The sequence below is a fragment of the Altererythrobacter sp. Root672 genome, assembly GCF_001427865.1.
Classification (GTDB): domain Bacteria; phylum Pseudomonadota; class Alphaproteobacteria; order Sphingomonadales; family Sphingomonadaceae; genus Croceibacterium_A.
On record NZ_LMHH01000001.1, the window covers coordinates 530931 to 547631 of the forward strand.

15 protein-coding genes are annotated in these 16701 nt (G+C 63.7%); 8 read left to right on the plus strand and 7 right to left on the minus strand.

What is annotated here, in order from left to right; all coding sequences use genetic code 11:
* Positions 1-50 precede the first annotated feature (50 nt).
* From ASD76_RS02660 to ASD76_RS02675, 4 genes are all read right to left on the minus strand, one after another.
* Positions 51-1949, minus strand: coding sequence for a putative bifunctional diguanylate cyclase/phosphodiesterase (locus ASD76_RS02660; RefSeq protein WP_235506471.1), 1899 nt, complete (start codon positions 1947-1949; stop codon positions 51-53).
* Positions 1950-2238: 289 nt separating this feature from the next.
* A complete protein-coding gene (locus tag ASD76_RS18515; protein ID WP_200943031.1) occupies positions 2239-2577 on the minus strand; it encodes a hypothetical protein in 339 nt (112 codons plus the stop codon).
* Positions 2578-2722: 145 nt separating this feature from the next.
* A complete protein-coding gene (locus ASD76_RS02670; protein WP_235506473.1) occupies positions 2723-3751 on the minus strand; it encodes a cell wall hydrolase in 1029 nt (342 codons plus the stop codon).
* Between the two features lie 126 nt (positions 3752-3877).
* On the minus strand, positions 3878-6046 hold the full coding sequence (locus ASD76_RS02675) for a M3 family metallopeptidase (protein ID WP_055922837.1): 2169 nt from the start codon (positions 6044-6046) through the stop codon (positions 3878-3880).
* A 172-nt stretch (positions 6047-6218) separates the two neighbouring features.
* Between ASD76_RS02675 and ASD76_RS02680 the strand changes: the two genes are divergently transcribed.
* On the plus strand, positions 6219-6434 hold the full coding sequence (locus tag ASD76_RS02680) for a hypothetical protein (protein WP_055918119.1): 216 nt from the start codon (positions 6219-6221) through the stop codon (positions 6432-6434).
* On the opposite strand, the gene thpR is transcribed toward ASD76_RS02680, so the two are convergent.
* A complete protein-coding gene (gene thpR, locus ASD76_RS02685) occupies positions 6435-6980 on the minus strand; it encodes an RNA 2',3'-cyclic phosphodiesterase (RefSeq protein ID WP_055918123.1) in 546 nt (181 codons plus the stop codon).
* 156 nt (positions 6981-7136) lie between these two features.
* Between thpR and ASD76_RS02690 the strand changes: the two genes are divergently transcribed.
* From ASD76_RS02690 to ASD76_RS02710, 5 genes are all read left to right on the plus strand, one after another.
* A complete protein-coding gene (locus ASD76_RS02690) occupies positions 7137-7652 on the plus strand; it encodes a helix-turn-helix transcriptional regulator (protein ID WP_235506476.1) in 516 nt (171 codons plus the stop codon).
* 60 nt (positions 7653-7712) lie between these two features.
* Entirely contained in the window at positions 7713-8027 is a 315-nt protein-coding gene (locus ASD76_RS02695; RefSeq protein WP_156457517.1) for a hypothetical protein, read from the plus strand.
* A gap of 40 nt (positions 8028-8067) precedes the next feature.
* Positions 8068-8517, plus strand: coding sequence for a hypothetical protein (locus ASD76_RS02700; RefSeq protein WP_055918129.1), 450 nt, complete (start codon positions 8068-8070; stop codon positions 8515-8517).
* Positions 8518-8694: 177 nt separating this feature from the next.
* Entirely contained in the window at positions 8695-9918 is a 1224-nt protein-coding gene (locus tag ASD76_RS02705) for a surface lipoprotein assembly modifier (RefSeq protein WP_156457518.1), read from the plus strand.
* 218 nt (positions 9919-10136) lie between these two features.
* Entirely contained in the window at positions 10137-11066 is a 930-nt protein-coding gene (locus tag ASD76_RS02710; RefSeq protein WP_055918135.1) for a hypothetical protein, read from the plus strand.
* On the opposite strand, the gene ASD76_RS18120 is transcribed toward ASD76_RS02710, so the two are convergent.
* The gene (locus tag ASD76_RS18120; protein ID WP_156457519.1) at positions 11053-11499 is read right to left on the minus strand and encodes a hypothetical protein; all 447 of its coding nucleotides are present in this window, start codon (positions 11497-11499) and stop codon (positions 11053-11055) included. The genes ASD76_RS02710 and ASD76_RS18120 overlap by 14 nt on opposite strands.
* A gap of 313 nt (positions 11500-11812) precedes the next feature.
* Positions 11813-12715: a hypothetical protein gene (locus ASD76_RS02720; protein ID WP_055918140.1), complete on the minus strand. Its 903-nt coding sequence runs from the start codon at positions 12713-12715 to the stop codon at positions 11813-11815.
* A gap of 535 nt (positions 12716-13250) precedes the next feature.
* On the opposite strand from ASD76_RS02720, the gene uvrA reads away from it, so the two are divergent.
* Complete coding sequence (gene uvrA / locus ASD76_RS02725) at positions 13251-16163, plus strand: excinuclease ABC subunit UvrA (protein ID WP_055918143.1); 2913 nt, start codon at positions 13251-13253, stop codon at positions 16161-16163.
* Complete coding sequence (locus ASD76_RS02730) at positions 16160-16642, plus strand: hypothetical protein (RefSeq protein ID WP_055918146.1); 483 nt, start codon at positions 16160-16162, stop codon at positions 16640-16642. The genes uvrA and ASD76_RS02730 overlap by 4 nt, the downstream gene beginning before the upstream one ends.
* Positions 16643-16701 lie beyond the last annotated feature (59 nt).

A 16701-nucleotide genomic window follows, 5' to 3' on the forward strand; every position in this document is an offset into this window, starting at 1 on the left:
GGATTTGGTAATTGGAACAATGACACAGGCGAAGGCCTGCGGTCTTGAATTCAGCTTGCGAGACGGGCCGCGGTTCCGTCCTTGGTGCGGTCCTGCTCCTGCGACAGCAGCATCGCCGCCAGGTAGTCCGGCACGGCACGACTGAAGTAATAGCCCTGGCCGAGCGTGCAGCCGGCATCGCGCACGACCTGCACCTGTTCGATCGTCTCGAGTCCTTCGGCGACGATGTCCATGCCTAGCGTGGCGCCCATCTCGGCCACGGCGCGGATGATGGCGTCGCTCTTCTTGCCGATGTTCGGGCCTGACACGAAGCTGCGGTCGACCTTGATCTTCTTGAACGGGAACTTGTTGATGTAGCCGAGCGAGGAATAGCCGGTACCGAAGTCGTCGAGCGCGAAGCGGACACCGCAGGATGCCAGCTCGTCCATGAAGCGCGCGGTGTTGTCGTTGTCGTCGAGGAACAGGCTCTCGGTCACTTCGAGCTCGAGGCGGTGCGGGTCGAGGTTGGCTTCGCGCAGGGCGTTGAGGATGCCGAGCGCGGCACCCGGGGCTCGGATCTGCGCGGGCGAGAGATTGACCGCGACTGTCACGTGTTCCGGCCAGCCGGCACAGGCTTTGGCAGCTTGCGCGGTGATCCAGTTGCCGAGGGTGATGATGACGCCGGTCTCTTCGGCCACCGGAATGAACTCGTCGGGTCGCAGTTCACCCTTCTCGGGGTGGAACCAGCGCACCAGCGCTTCGAAGGTACGGATGCGTCCGGTTTCGAGGTCGACGATCGGCTGGAAGAAGATCGACAGCTCGTCACGCAGGATGGCGGCGCGCAGTTCGGTTTCGATCTGCTTCTTGCGCACGAGGTCGCGGGTCATCGCGTTGTCGAAGAAACAGATCTGCCGGCGGCCGCCGGTCTTGGCGTGGTAGAGCGCGAGGTCGGCGCCTTGCATCAGGGTGTCGATGTCCGGCCCGTCGTCGGGGAGCAGGGCCACGCCCATCGAGGCCGAGGTATCGATGCGCTGGCCGTCGATCCGGGCGGAGCGACAGATTTCGTGGTTCATCGAACGGGCCAGCCGCTCGCTCTCGGCACGGTCGAACACTTCGGCCACGACGATGAACTCGTCCCCGCCGAAGCGGGCAAGAGTGGAGGCTTGCGGGGTGGACGAACGCAAGCGGTTGGCGACTTCGGCCAGCACCTTGTCGCCGATCGTGTGACCCAGGGTGTCGTTGATTTCCTTGAACCGGTCGAGGTCGAGCCAGAACAGGGCGAGTTGTTTTCCTTCGGTCAGGTTAGTGACCATCTCCGCCAGGTCGTGATTGAGACCGGCGCGGTTGACGAGGCCGGTGACGACGTCGGTGCGGGCGAGCTCGCGCATCTTCTCGGCCATCTGGGCGCTGGCTTCGGCGGCGAAGATTTGTTCCTTCAGAGTACGGAACACGTTGAACGTGATCGACATGACCCCGAAGATCACGAAGAACATCGTGATCGAAAGCACGTAATAGACGATCCCACCCACGATCGGCCCGACCACCATGATCGGCAGGGCGGAGAGGATCAGCTGTCCAACCGCGATCACCGGTCGTCCGGCGTTGCGCGCCGAAATGCCGACGCCATAAACGAGGGCGTAGGCGACCGTGAGGGTCTGAATGTGGCCGCCGGTTGTGTCGTAGACCGTCAGCGCTGCCAGAATGCCGGCGAGGAGGGCGTAAGTGTAGGCGAGGACCTCGTAGGTCTTTTCGAGGCGGCGGGCGTCGAGTGCGTCGGCAGCCTTGCGCGCATGCCAGCCAGCCTGGAATACTCGGAACAATGCCGTGACGATCATCAGGCCGCCGACAATATTTATCGCCTTGTTTTCGCTGACGAGAATCGCGGTCGCGGCGCTGGCGATCCCGGCCATCGCACCAACGGCGAGACTGGTCGGCTGGGTATAGAGCGTATCCACCAGTTTACGGCGCACGACTTCGTCGCGGTCATCACCGCCAAAATAACCCGTAAAGATCTGACCCAGACGCAGGATGACTTACTCCTCGACACTGTCGCCTTAATTGGAAGAGGTCACCGAGTGGTTAAGCGGGGTGTAACCGCGGTCACGTAGGTGCCCGGCCGCCTGGACGGCGCGCCAGGCCTGCTCCTATGATGACGTCAAGACGCCTTCCCGCGTCCCGCGGTTGGCGGGTCCGGCGGTGACGCGCTTCTCCGAGCGCGCCGTTTAGTTGGCCGATGGTTCCATCGGCCTGCTCATGGCTTCAGATTGCGCTGAGATCCGAGCTCGCGGGTGCGGCTTCTTCGGCCATCGCCAACCCCAGGTCTTTCGCCATGCGCCGGTCGAGCGCGCGGCATATCTCGAGCCACCAGTCGTAACCCTGTCGGTCTCCTGCGAAGAAGGCCGCCTCGGCCTGCTTGCGCGCCCGATGGGCCGCGGCCAGGCCGTGCTCGGCAAAATGGCGGAGCGCGGCGTGGAGCAGGGCATCGCTCTGATCGTCGCGGCCGTTGTCGTTACTGGGAATGCCACAGACCTCGCGGATTACCGCCGCGCTGAGGCGCGGGCGCAGTCTACCGGGAGGTAAGGCAAGACGGATGGTCATTCGGCGTCCGATCAAGAATCCAGACGACGGAACTTAAGGCTGTGCACCTAAGCGAAGGTTTGGACGAATGGTTTCCGGAACCTGCCCGGAGATTTACCATCTCTCGTAAATTGCTGAACTCAGACCAAAAATTCAGCGTGAGAACTCAGGGCTCGCGCAACCATTGTCCGCTGCGAGCATATTCTTCACGGACCTGTCCGGACCCGGCCAATGCCGGGAGCGCCTCGGCGCTGCGAGTCTCGGCCTCAGGCGCGCGTTGGGCGGCCGGAGCGGCTCTCGCGGTTTGCTTGAGCGCCGCTTCGTAAGCGCGGGCGAGTGCGAGGGGGTCGGCCGGATCCGGCGTGTTGACCACAGAGCGCGGGTGAGGAGCGGCGAGGGGCTCGCCGCCGCGGTAGAAGTCGCTGAAAGCGGCAGCTGTTCCGGCTGCCCCGCGCCAGCGGTAGAAGCGGTGCGCCCCGATGGTGCCGACAGTCGCGAGGCTGTCGGCCCAATAGGGATGGATTTGTACGGTGTGGTAGTGCGTGGCGAGTCCGGCTGGGGCGTAGACCGCTCCGGCCAGCGCGGCACGGGCGACCTTGGCCGCCCGGTCCCACCACTGGCGGGCCGGCTTGCGAGCCAGCGAGCCGTCGCAAGTGAAGCTGAACTGGCAACCCGTCGTGCGCTCGGAGCCCTGGAAGACCACGCCGCAGACGGTGTTGGGATAGTTCGGGTGCGCCACGCGGTTGAGCACGACTTGCGCCACGGCGCGCTGGCCGGCGTCGGGCTCGTTCGCGGCTTCGTAGTAGATGGCCAGGGTCAGGCACTGCTGGGCCCGCAACCGGTCGGTTGCGGTGCCGGCAAAGTGCAGCGGGTTGGCGACGGGGCTGGTATCAAGCCGGCCAGTGGACGGGCGAAGGGCAAGTTTCGCGCCGTCCACCGGCCGGCCGCTTGCCGTCGCCGGCAAGTTCGGTTGGTCGGCCAGGTAATAGAAGGCCGAGCCGGGAAAGCTCTCGCCCGGAGTCTCGAAGCCCATCGGCTTCACGACTTGCTGGGCGATGTCGGAAGATTGCTGCCACTCGGGCGCTGCCATTGCGGGCACCGCGATCGCCAGCGCCAGCACGGCCAGGCGCCGGCCGAAGTGGCCGCGGGCGCGCTTTGGGTATGCGGTTGAAGGCAGGCGATAATTCGTTGGCACGACCCGGCGCCTAGACCGGGCGGCGGGGCTTCGCATCCTCCGCGCAGGCGCCGTGCCAAAGCTGGACAGGCTGAGGCGGGAGTCTCAATCAAATCCTCCCCGAGCGAGCTCGGGGAGGATTTTGTCTTACTTACCCGTCAAACCCCGCGCCTCAAGCAGCGGGTCAACCTGCGGCTCACGCCCGGCGAAGTCGCGGAAGGCCTTGAAGTAATCTTCCGTGCCGCCCTTGCTCAACACCGTCTCGCGGTAATGATCGCCGTTGGCGCGCGTCAGGCCGCCGTTGGCCTGGAACCAGGCGCGGCTGTCGCGGTCGAGCATCTCGGTCCACAGGTACGAATAGTAGCCCGCCGAATAGCCCGCCGGATCCGAGAAGATGTGGCGGAAGTACGAGCTGCGATAACGCGGCGGAACCAGGCCGACTTCGAGCCCGAGCCGCTTGAGCGCGGCGGCCTCGAACTCATCGACCTTGGCCGGCGTGTCGATCGCGGCGGCTTGCGCCGGGGTCAGCGCGTGCCACTCCATGTCGAGCAGCGCAGCTTCGACCACTTCGCCGAACTCGTAGCCCTGGTTCCACTTGGAGGCGGCGTTGATCTTGTCGATCAGCTCGAGCGGGATCGTGGCGCCGGTCTGGTAGTGCTTGGCGTAATTCGCCAGCACTTGCGGGTCGCTGGCCCACATCTCGTTCACCTGGCTCGGATACTCGACGAAGTCGCGCGCGACGTTGCCGCCCGAGGCGTAAGTCAGGTCCGACAGCAGATAGTGCAGCGCGTGGCCGAACTCGTGGAACATCGTGTTGACGTTGTCCCAGCTCACCAATTGCGGCTGGCCGTCGGCGGCCTTGGGGATGTTGAGCACGTTGTAGGCGACCGTCTTGGTGCCCTTGAGCTTGCTGAAGTCGACCAGGGTCGACATCCACGCACCACCGCGCTTGCTGTCACGCTGGTAGGGATCGAAGTAGAACAGGCCGAGCTCGGAACCGTCGCGATCATAGACGGTGTAGGCCCACACGTCCGTATGCCACACAGGCAAGTCGGTGCGCGGCTTGAAGCTGAGGCCGTAGAGCTTGTTGGCGGCGAAGAACACGCCGTCTTCCAGCACGTGACGGATCTCGAAGTAGGGCTTCACCGTCTCTTCGTCGAAGGCGTAGCGCTCCTTTTTCACCTTGTCGGCGTACATCTGCCAGTCCCACGGCTGGACCTGGAAGTTCTTGCCGTCGGCGGCGATGGCGGCGTTGAGCACGCCGGCCTCGGCACGCTGGCTCGCCGCGAGGGCGGGGACCATCTGGCGCATGAAGTCGAGCGCGGTCTTCGGCTCCTTCGCCATGCGGTCGTACATCGTGTATTCCGCCCAGCTGGAGTTGCCGAACAGTGCCGCTTTCTGGGCGCGGAGTTGCATGATCTCGGCGAGCAGCATGCGGGTGTCGTTGTCGCCGCCGGCGTCGGCGCGGTGCACGCTCTTCTCAAAGAGGGCCTCACGCGTGGCGCGGTCGGTCAGGGTCGAGAGCGAGGGCTGCTGCGTCGTGTTCTGCAGCGGGATCAGGTATTTCCCGGTGAGCCCGCGAGCCTCGGCCGCCTTTCCAGCTGCCGTGATCTCAGCCTCGCTGAGGCCAGCGAGTGCGGCCTTGTCGGACACAACCAGCGCGCTGGCGTTGGTCGCTTCGGTCAGTTTCTGTGAGTAGGCGGTGGTCAGTTCCGAAAGCTTGGCGTTGATCGCCTTGACCTGCGTCTTCTGCGCTTCGGTCAGCTGGGCGCCGGCGTGGACCATGTCCTCGTAAGTGTTTTCGAGCAGCCAGGCGTCTTCAGGTGTCAGCGTCATGGCTGCGCGGTTGTCATAGACAGCCTTGACCCGGGCGAAGAGCGCGGGGTCGAGCTGGATCGCGTCAAAGTGCGCGGTCAGCTTGGGCGACATCTCCGCCTCGACCGCATCGAGCGTGTCGTTGGTGTTCGCACCGATCAGCGTGTTGAACGCTGCGCTGACCCGGTTGAGCATCTCGCCCGACTGGTCGAGCGCGACGATCGTGTTCGCAAAGGTCGGGGCTTCCGGATTGGCGACGATCGCGGCGATTTCTGCCGCCTGGATTGCCATGCCCTGTTCGAAGCCGGGCTTGTAGTCGCCGTCCTGGATCTTGCTGAAGTCGGTCGTCTTGAACGGCAGCGTGCTTTCCTGCGCGAACGGGCCGGTCGCTTGCGGAAGGGCGGCAGCAGAGGCGGCAGTCATCGGCATCGGGGTCTCCGCGAGGGACGGGCTCGCAATCATCAACGCGCCAAGGGCAACGCCGGCGAATAAACGGATCATCATGCAAAAGTCTCCAGGCCGCCGGGCAATTTGGCAAAGGCGGTTTCTCGGGAAACTTCCTTAGCGGTCACGCAAAAGCCACGTCAACCGCGCAGGGAAGTGTTTTCGTCTCGAATCCGAAATGGAGCGGGTTGTGCTTTTCGTTGAAATTCAAATGGGTTAACAATCTGGAATGGCCGCACACACAGACGTTAAGGAACTCAATCTCCAACAACAGCTCGCTTCGATCCGTCGGGATCAGGCAGAGATTGATCAGTTGCAGGCCGAAGTTCGCAAACTCGCAGCCGAGACGAAAGTCATCTCGCCTGCGGTCATATTTCAGGGAATGATTGCCACCGCTGCCCTACTCGGCGCCGGCGCTGCGATTGCGAAGCTCTTCTTCCCCTAGTCACTCCGGCGCAATGCCCTGCAACGGGTACTCCGCGATCGCTTCGTAGTGCGCACCCGTATGGCCGAGGTGGCTTTCGTAGAGCGTGAAGCCGTGGATATCCCACTCGGCGTGCATGTCTCCGAAAGAGGCGAGCCAGGCCCCGACCGGTCCGCTCGCGCGATTGAGGCGGGCTAGGGTTATGTGTGGAGTGAACTTGCGAGTCTCGCGCTCGAAGCCGACACTTTCGCACGCCCGCTCGACCTTCTGCCGCAGTGTCTCCAGCGGATCGGACGGCACGATCCGGGCCCACAGCGCGTGCGGATGGCCCTTACGCTCGAAGTGACCAACTCCCTCGATCCGGGCGGTGAAGGGCGGGGCCGAGATCCGCTCCAGCGCGGTTGCAAGGTCGTTGGCAACGGGCCGCCCGACTTCGCCGATGAACCGCAGGGTAAGGTGCAGGTTCGCCTCGTCCTGCCACCGCGCGCCTTCGATTCCCTCCATCGCATCGAGCAGCAGGTCGCCAACGTGCTCGGGCGGGCGGATGCCGATGAACAGCCTGTGCATGTTCGTTCCCCTACGCCCTGGCGCGATCACTGACGAGCCCGGTTGGGTATAGCGCGCGCGCAATCTTTTCTCGTGCATCCGCTTATGTTTAGAGTAGCTTCCAAGCGGGTCGAGAGTCTTGCCAAAGCCACGGCGCTTGGCGGGCCAGGAGGGTCAGTGGGGCAGGTTCACTTCGAGAACGAAATGCTGCTGGCGGATCTCACCGCCAAGCAGCGTGACGTGCTCGATCTACTGATCGAACATAAGACCTCGAAGGAAATTGCCCGGCTGCTCGAGATCTCGCCGCACACCGTCGATCAGCGCATTCAGTTCGCCAAGGATAAGCTCGGCGCTCGCTCGCGTAACGAGGCCGCGGCCGTCTATCGTCGGCTGGTCGAGACATACGGCCAAATGACATATGAGAATTCCTGTATCGCCCTGACGGACATTGCGTTGGACAACGGTGCCGGGACGCAGGGTCCGCCCCCCAATTGTAGCCTTGGGGGGCGGATTCAATCCGGCCAACCCGACAGTGCCGAGGTGGAATACCGGGTCGTCCCAGAGTTGTTCGATGGACGTTACGGGACGTTGGTCAGGCTAGGAGCGATCGTTGCGATCGCGCTGTTCCTGGTCTTTCTCGTGCTGGGCGGACTGGCCATCTTCTCCCAGCTCTCGGAGTTGATGGCCGCGTAACCAAGTTCGGACAACTCATCGTCAAGCGATTTGGCCCACGCCAAGGGGGATACTATGCCGATGACTGTTCCAGTTGCGCAGATGCGCATTGCTCGCGACATCAACGAAGCCGAAAAGGCGTTGGACGAGGCGCTCGTTCGCCAATCGTCGTTGTTCACTGCCATGGTGACGGCACGCCGCGAAACCGGGTGTGACCCATTTCTCGGGCACGAGGCACTTCTGCGCCTGGCGAAGTCGCAACAGGCGCTGCTTGAAGCGGGCGGCAACCTCGCCCGTGTGCACGGATCGTTGCTTGAGGTGCAAAAGGAAGTCTGCGGCGTGGACGAGTGTCCGCCCGACGGCGAGCGCAAGGCAACGAGCGCGCGTGCCGCCTAAACTTTTGATTTACGGCGGCAAGGCAGGCTAAGTCGCGAACGTGTTCGGGTCCGCCAGCATCGTTTTCGCTCTCGTCCTTGCCGCCGGAGCCTTCGCCTTTCGTCGCGGAGGCCCGCCGGAGAAATACGCCGCGGCGATCATTGTCAGCTGGATCGCCGCGGATGCCGTCTATCACATGCTCATGGGCCCTTCCGGCTTTGACGAAGTCGATCCGGTGCACGTGGTGCTCGACGGTGCGGAGCTCGTCGCCATCGTGTGGCTCGCCCTCCGCGCCAACCGGTTCTGGCCGCTGTGGGCCGCTGCCGCTCAGCTGATCTGCGTGTCCGGCCACCTCGCGGCCTTCATCGAGCCGGGCGGAATGCGCCGGGCTTACTGGGCCATGACCCAGCTACCGCAATACATCCAGCTCACCGCGCTGATATTCGGCGCGCTGGCACATGCCAGGAGGAAGCAGCGCCTGGGGCCTTACCGGAGCTGGCGGCTCGCCTGAGGCGAGCTGAAGCGCATACCTCTCAGCCTCTGGACAGCGCCTAATGGTATCGTTAGCGCGCGTCTCAATAGGGAGGGGCGCATTCAAAAAATCTGTTGGCTCGTCGCAGCCGCGCTTGCGGTCGCGACGCCCTGCGCTGCGCAGGATTCGCCGGAGGCTTCTGTCAAACTGACCGCGGTGGAGCTGTTCGGCTTCGCCGATCGCGCGCGTGCAGCCGGCGATTACACCGCGGCCGAAACCGCTTATCTCGCCCTCGCGCAAGACCCCGACTTGGAGTTGCAAACTGAGGCGCGCTTCCGCCTGGCGACGCTTTATGCCGACCAGATGGATCGCAAGCGTGATGCGGCGGTCCTGCTGCGCAGGATTCTCGACGACAAGCCAGAGGCAGCGCCGGTCAGGCTGAAGCTTGCCCAGATCCTCGCCGAATTGGGAGAATACCAGGCTGCCCGGCGAGAACTGCGTGCAGTGCAGGCCGGCGGCCTGCCGCCCGAAGTCGCCCAACTCGTCCGCTTCTACTCGAATGCGCTCAGCGCCACCAAACGCCTGGGCGGCAGCCTCGATGTGGCCATTGCGCCCAGCACCAATATTAACCGTGCCACTCGGTCCGATACGCTCGGCACCGTGATCGGCGACTTCACGCTCAGCGACGACGCGCAGGCGCAGTCGGGTGTCGGCCTTTCGCTCAAGGCACAAGGCTATGGTCGCGTGCCGCTCGACGCGAAGACGGACTTGCTGGTGCGGGTGAACGCCGCTGGCGATCTCTACCGCCGCTCGGAGTTCGACGATGTCACGCTGTCGGTGCAAGCGGGGCCGCAGTTCATCTCGGGCCGGGATCGCCTGGCACTGTCCGTCACGGCCGGGCATCGTTGGTACGGGCTCGATCCTTACTCGGTATTCTACGGTGTGTCCGGTAACTGGGAGCACCCGCTCGACGACAAGACCCAGGTTCGCATCGATGCCAGCGCGCTCAAGGACGACAACACGGTCAACCGCTTGCAGGATGCCGACCGCTTCACCGCCGCTGTAGGACTCGACCGGGCATTCGGCAGCACGACCGGGGGAGGGGTGCGCCTGTTCGGCTCACGCGACGACGCACGCGACCCGGGCTATTCCAACACTTCGGGCGGCGGCAGTGTCTACCTCTACAAGGACGTGGAACGCACGACGGTGGTGGTCAACGCGGCCTACCGCCGGCTGGAAAGCGATGCCCGGCTGTTCCTCTATCCGGAGCGGCGCAAGGACGACAATCTCGACCTGTCGCTCTCGGCCACCTTCCGCAGCCTGACCGTCAGCACTTTCGCCCCGCTCACGCGCGTTCGCTACGAGCGCAACTGGTCGACCGTCGGGATCTACGACTACGACCGGGTTGCGGTCGAGTTCGGGGTGGTGTCGGCGTTCTAGGGGGAGCGGCGCCTGGGCCCGTTCGGTATCGAATGTAGCGCTCTATTTCATGCCCAAGATCTGACCTGATTCCTCCGCACAGCTCCATCCCACCAAAAGGCCGGCCTGCTTACAAGAGTCGGCCTGCCCATTCTGCATCTAGGTAGTTGAACTTATTGATAAAGCTCTGTCCCGGACCGACTGGAGCAGTTCAGCTGTCTAAACGAGGTGCGCTTGTGATGATCAGACGTTCCCCGGGAGCCACTCTGACGGTCGCCGCCGGCCTAGCGTTGCTCGCTGCGCCGGCCACCGCGCAAGAACGCGCGGGCACTCTGGAAATCGGGCCTGAGTTCACCATCAGCGCATCCGTTAATGGTGCGCCGATCACACTGCTTGTGCAGCCCGAATACACTGAGGCGCTGCGCCTTCTGAATGCCTCTAAGGCCCAGGAAATCGGCCTCAAACCTTCGATGATGTACCTCGTCGAGAACGTTGGTCCGATCGAGCTTCTTGGCAAAAGCAAGAAGGTGACGCTGACGATCGAGGGCACGACGCACGACAAGCGGGTGGCGTGGTACGACACCGAGGTCACGACCAAAGCCGATGGAGTAATGACCCCCGGCGCGCTCCCTTACAGCCGAGTGGTCTTCCAACTCCGATCACCGACCGAAGGTGAGCAGGTGACAACCTTGCCGCTCGATCCAGTCCGCGAACGCTCATTCAAAGGTGGCCAAGCCTGGACCACCATCGCGGGACGCAAGGTCACTATCGCGTTCAATTTCGAGCGAGCACCAACACTCACCAATGCTTCCACCGGCAAGTTGCTTCTCGATGCCAGTGGCGGAAGCGTGGATACGCAAGGCATGGAAACTGAGGTCCGCTTGGGACTGATGAGACCGACCAATCTCATGCAGCTGAATTCACCTGTCAGCATCGGCGGCTTGGATCTGTCGATCCTAGCCGTGAGGACGGCTGACGACGGGCAGCTCGATCCGGGCACCGTGCGCCGTTCACCCGATGAGAATGAGATCGTGGTCGAAGCTGCGCCCGGCAAGACGCCCGATTACGAAATCGTCGTGGGAAGTGAGGACCTGAAACATTGCTCGAGCCTCACATATGACTTCGATGGAGGCACGCTGGCGATGAGCTGCATGCCTAGAGGAGGCTAGACCACTCCGCTTGCAGCTCCTGCCAGATGGCCCAACCGTCGTGTCCCTGCAGAGGGGCCATTGCCATCATCGCCCTTAGCTGACCAACGACCGCTGCAGGGAACAGGACCGAGGGCCAACAGCCAATTCCTGCAAGCCCAACGAGGATGCCGCAGAACGCCGAGTGGATCGCTGGCCCAAACGCGTATGCGAGAATCCTGTCCGACCGCGAAGCCTGACCAATCGGAGTGATGTCGACCACGAACGATGGTCCAACCCGCGAGACCCCTGCTCTGATCGACCCGACCGCGCCGGTCTTCGACAGACAGACGGCGGCATGCCCCATTTCATGAGCTAGCCCGCCGGCGACGATAGCCAGGACGATTCCGGCAACGGCGCCTGCCCAATTGAGTGCCGTGACCAAGGGGAACGCCACAAGCGTGGCGGCCCACATGCCGGCACTGAACGCAAGCGTAATCCAAAGGGCCGGCCAGCCAACAACTCGTGTGAAGGGGGCGCACGCCAGCTCAACAATGTAAGAGGGCACCCGCAACACTCGGGCCCGCGGAACGACACCCTCACTGATAGCGCCTGCTGCCCATAAAGCGTTGAAGAGCGCCCGGCGAAAATCGTTCCGATCGACAGGCTGAAATCGGCGCAGGCGTTCAAGAACAAGCAGGTCCTCCCGGCCAAGGCCGCTCAGCTTCTTTCGCAGGGTTCCGATCGCCAAAACGGCAAAGCCCGGCCCCAGAAGAATGTCGTCACCTCTAAATGTGAATGAGGGCATCTATCCTCGCCGCGGTGCGCCTGGCAATCCAGTCCAGGACGGCCTTGTCACGGCACACCCTCTCATCCGGCAGGTGATCGAGCGGAGAGCCCGAGCCGATACGGAAGGTTTTGCCGCGTTGAAGCTCAAAGAACAGTCGATCGCTTCCTCTCCGATAGCTCAAGCCGAAAGCAACGGCCCTCGCCGGGCGGAACATCCGATGCAGCTTGAGCAGGCGCTCGTACTCCCACGGCCTTTGGCGCAGCGAGTCATAGAGCGTGGCGAAATACCCTTGCATCCCGTTAAACAGGCGGCACCGAATAACGAACGAACCCCCTTCGTCTTCGACTACCTCGGCTTCGATCGGCGACGAATCCAGCAGGCCGATGAGGCGCACGAGGGTGCTTCGCGTGAAGAACGAACCGGACGGAAAGGCAAACTCAAGGTCTTCTTCGGCGGGTGACTGCGACCAGGCGTCGGGCAACATGACCACGACCGACCCCGCAGCCAGCGCCTTGCGGCACTCGACAATCAGCCGACGTGTCGGATGGATGAAATCAATCGAGAAGCCGCGCCTCGAGGCAAGCGAAGCAAGCTCCCGTTCGTACTGCGTGCCCTGATCTCCCACGATGGCGGATACGCGCGGCCCATCGGAACCAGCCCCTGCGAAGGCGCAATAGAGGAGCGCGAACAGACCGTTGTGACTGCCTACAACAAGACGTCCTGCAAAATCAGAAGCCTGCTCAACTCGGAAGTCCGGACTGGTCGTGCCGTGAAGAATGGCGTGATAACGCGCTTGAGTATCCAACCAGGTGTCCGGCATGCGCAGCGCTAGATCGTCGGCGATGCCCAGCTCCATCAGCCTCATCGAGATGACTGCGCGACTGAAGTTGTCGATCTTCATGAGCGATTGAACCCATGCCTACCCATTTCGACCGGCATGGGCCGGATCAACGCTGGTTTAGCAGCGGCAGATCTCTTGCTCGAAAAGGCGGAAGACCCACTCAGCGGCTTCTACGGTCTCGATCTCTTCCACTTCGATTTCGGCTACTTCATTGGCTTCGAGCATTGAGGCCCTCCATGTCTTGAACACTTGACCGACAGGGCCAAGCTGGTTCCAAATAACAGCAGAGCAGAGAAAATAAATGATTCTTTTTCAGATATTTAGATGAATAAATGCGACAGCACATTGATCCGTCGGCCGGCCTTTCTATGCCTGGGGCGATGGTCCATAGTAGCCCCACGTTCAAAGAGCAGTCGTTTCCGATCGGCAGGTGCTTCGCCCGTTTCCAGCGATTCGGTGATCTACACCTCTGAGACCGTACGACCGGCAGCACATTGCACCGCCGCCCCTCCACCCCCACATGGCTCTGACGCCTGTGGGGCCGCGTTGGCGCGCCTCTTGACCAACGCGAACATTTGCGGAACATCCTGCATCCATGTCCCTTACGCACATCTCAGTCCGCGGCGCTCGCGAGCATAACCTCAAGGGTATCGACATCGATCTTCCGCGCGATGCGCTGATCGTGATCACCGGGCTTTCGGGCTCGGGGAAGAGCAGCCTGGCGTTCGACACGATCTATGCCGAAGGGCAGCGGCGCTATGTCGAATCGCTGAGCGCTTATGCGCGGCAGTTCCTCGAGATGATGCAGAAGCCCGATGTCGAGCATATCGACGGGCTCTCGCCGGCGATCTCGATCGAGCAGAAGACCACCAGCCGCAACCCGCGCTCGACAGTGGCGACGGTGACCGAGATCTACGACTACATGCGCCTGCTGTGGGCGCGGGTCGGCGTGCCGTATTCGCCGGCGACTGGCCTGCCGATCGAGGCGCAGACGGTGTCCAACATGGTCGACCGGGTCATGGCGCTGCCCGAAGGCACGCGGCTGTTCCTGCTCGCCCCGGCAGTGCGCGGGCGCAAGGGGGAATACCGCAAGGAACTGGCCGAGTGGCAGAAGTCCGGCTTCACCCGCGTGCGCATCGACGGCGAGATGTACGAGATCGACCAGGCTCCCGCGCTCGACAAGAAGTACAAGCACGACATCGAAGTCGTGGTCGACCGCCTCGCCGTGCGCGAAGGTATCGAGACACGCCTCGCCGACAGTTTCGAGCAAGCGCTCAAGCTGGCCGAGGGGCTGGCTTATGTCGACCTGGCGGACGGCGTGGTGCCCGGGCGCGAGAGCGAGGATGCGGGCGGGGCGATGAAAGGCGCGGGCCTTCCAGCCAACCGCATTGTCTTCAGCGAGAAGTTCGCCTGCCCGGTCTCCGGCTTCACCATCGAGGAAGTCGAACCGCGCCTGTTCTCGTTCAACGCCCCGCAGGGCGCTTGCCCGACGTGCGACGGCCTCGGCGAAAAGCAGCTGTTCGACCCGCAGCTGGTGGTGCCGAACGAGGCGCTCAGCCTCAAGCAGGGCGCAGTGGTGCCGTGGGCCAAGTCCAACCCGCCGAGCCCGTACTACATGCAGGTCCTCGCCAGCCTGGCGAAGGCCTACGGCTTCGACCTGACCACGGCGTGGAACCAGCTCGCGCCCGACCAGCGCGAGATCATCCTCCACGGCACCGGCGGGCTCCCCGTGGCGCTGACCTTCAAGGATGGGCGCAAGGAATACACCGTGCACAAGGCGTTCGAGGGGGTGATCGGCAACCTCAACCGCCGCCTGCTGCAGACCGACAGCGCCTGGATGCGCGAGGAGCTCTCCAAGTTCCAGACCGCCCAGCCGTGCGAGACCTGCCACGGCAAGCGCCTCAACGAGAAGGCGCTGGCGGTCAAAGTCGCCGGAGAGGACATCGCCACCCCGGTGCGCTTCTCGGTCACCAACGCGCTCGACTGGTTCAGCGCGTTGCCCGAAAAGCTCAACAACACCCAGAACCAGATCGCCCGCGCGATCCTCAAGGAGATCGTCGAGCGGCTCGGGTTCCTCAACAACGTCGGGCTCGACTACCTCAACCTCGACCGCACCAGCGGCACGCTTTCGGGCGGGGAGAGCCAGCGCATCCGCCTCGCCAGCCAGATCGGCAGCGGGCTGTCAGGCGTGCTCTACGTGCTCGACGAGCCGAGCATCGGCCTGCACCAGCGCGACAACGACCGCCTGCTCGAAACCCTCAAGCGCCTGCGTGACCTCGGCAACACCGTGATCGTGGTCGAACATGACGAAGACGCCATCCGCCACGCCGACCACGTGGTCGACCTCGGCCCCGGCGCCGGGGTCCACGGCGGCGAGGTCGTGGCGCAAGGCACGCTCGAGGAAGTGCTCGCCAGCACCACCAGCCTCACCGCCGCCTACCTCAACGGCACGCGGGCGATCGAGGTGCCGGTCAAGCGGCGCAAGGGCAACGGCCACAAGATCACCGTCCACGGCGCGCGGGCCAACAACCTCAAGGACGTGACCGCCAGCATCCCGCTCGGCACCTTCTGCTGCGTGACCGGCGTCTCGGGATCGGGCAAGTCGAGCTTCACCATCGACACGCTCCACGCCGGCGCCGCCCGCGCGCTCAACGGCGCGCGCGTGATCGCCGGGCCGCATGACAAGATCACCGGCCTCGAATTCTGCGACAAGGTGATCGAGATCGACCAGTCCCCGATCGGCCGCACCCCGCGCTCCAACCCGGCGACGTACACCGGCGCCTTCACCCAGATCCGCGACTGGTTCGCCGGCCTGCCCGAGAGCGGCGCGCGCGGCTACAAGGCCGGGCGCTTCAGCTTCAACGTCAAGGGCGGCCGGTGCGAGGCGTGCCAGGGCGACGGGCTGATCAAGATCGAGATGCACTTTCTGCCCGACGTCTACGTCACCTGCGAGGAATGCCACGGCCGCCGCTACAACCGCGAAACGCTCGAGGTGAAGTTCAAGGGCCACTCGATCGCCGACGTGCTCGACATGACGATCGAGGACGCGGAGGAGTTCTTCAAGGCCGTCCCGCCGATCCGCGACAAGATGCACATGCTCAACGAAGTCGGCCTCGGCTACGTCAAGGTCGGCCAGCAGGCGACCACGCTCTCGGGCGGCGAGGCGCAGCGCGTCAAACTGGCCAAGGAACTCAGCCGCCGCTCCACCGGGCAGACGCTCTACATCCTCGACGAGCCGACTACCGGCCTGCACTTCGAAGACGTCCGCAAGCTCCTCGAAGTGCTCCAGCGCCTGGTCGAGCAGGGCAACTCGGTGGTGGTGATCGAACACAACCTCGACGTGATCAAGACCGCCGACTGGATCCTCGACCTCGGGCCGGATGGCGGCGTGCGGGGCGGGGAGGTGATCGCCGAGGGCACGCCGGAGGCGGTCGCGGCCAATCCGCGGAGTTATACCGGGCAGTACCTCAAGCCGATGCTGGAGCGCGCGCGGGAGGCGGCGGAGTGATCCTCCCCGACGGGGAGAGCAGCAACCCCGTTCCGGTCTTCGACGACGCGGCTTACCGTACGGAGAACCTCGACGACCCCGATCTCGTGGCGGCCTACGAGATCGAGAACGAAGCGGTCCGGCTCGACCGCGAAACCATCGGTGCCGCCTGGGTGCTTGGGCTTATTCCGCTGGCGCTGGTGCTGGCTCTGCTGTCGGCGTTGCTCGGCGATTGGATATGGCGCCTGCTACCGGCGATCTTCATCGCGGTGGGCGTCGGCCTGCCGCTGATGTCGCTCGGGCGACGGTTCCAGTCCAACCTGCCGCTTCACCTGCCGGGCTATGGGGTCTTCACCGGTTCGGCCAAAAAGCGACTGATTCTCAAGGCCGCCGCGTTCGGCGGACTGGTGCTGCTGGTCTACAACCTGAGCGGACCCATTCAATTGTGGATCCAGCGATGGGTGGAAGAGTGGCTCGCGAATGGCGTCTGGCCTTTCTGACGCTCTTCACTGATGCCGGATCGAGCAATCATCGTTCGTGATCGGTTTCCGTTTAATCG

Bases quoted from the DNA above. Each gene is read 5' to 3' on its own strand.
- ASD76_RS18515 (WP_200943031.1), bottom strand. From the start codon at position 2,577: ATGACCATCCGTCTTGCCTTACCTCCCGGTAGACTGCGCCCGCGCCTC.
- ASD76_RS02675 (WP_055922837.1), bottom strand. From the start codon at position 6,046: ATGATCCGTTTATTCGCCGGCGTTGCCCTTGGCGCGTTGATGATTGCG.
- ASD76_RS02680 (WP_055918119.1), top strand. From the start codon at position 6,219: ATGGCCGCACACACAGACGTTAAGGAACTCAATCTCCAACAACAGCTC.
- thpR (WP_055918123.1), bottom strand. From the start codon at position 6,980: ATGCACAGGCTGTTCATCGGCATCCGCCCGCCCGAGCACGTTGGCGAC.
- ASD76_RS02695 (WP_156457517.1), top strand. From the start codon at position 7,713: ATGACTGTTCCAGTTGCGCAGATGCGCATTGCTCGCGACATCAACGAA.
- ASD76_RS02710 (WP_055918135.1), top strand. From the start codon at position 10,137: ATGATCAGACGTTCCCCGGGAGCCACTCTGACGGTCGCCGCCGGCCTA.
- ASD76_RS18120 (WP_156457519.1), bottom strand. From the start codon at position 11,499: ATGTGGGCCGCCACGCTTGTGGCGTTCCCCTTGGTCACGGCACTCAAT.
- ASD76_RS02720 (WP_055918140.1), bottom strand. From the start codon at position 12,715: ATGAAGATCGACAACTTCAGTCGCGCAGTCATCTCGATGAGGCTGATG.
- uvrA (WP_055918143.1), top strand. From the start codon at position 13,251: ATGTCCCTTACGCACATCTCAGTCCGCGGCGCTCGCGAGCATAACCTC.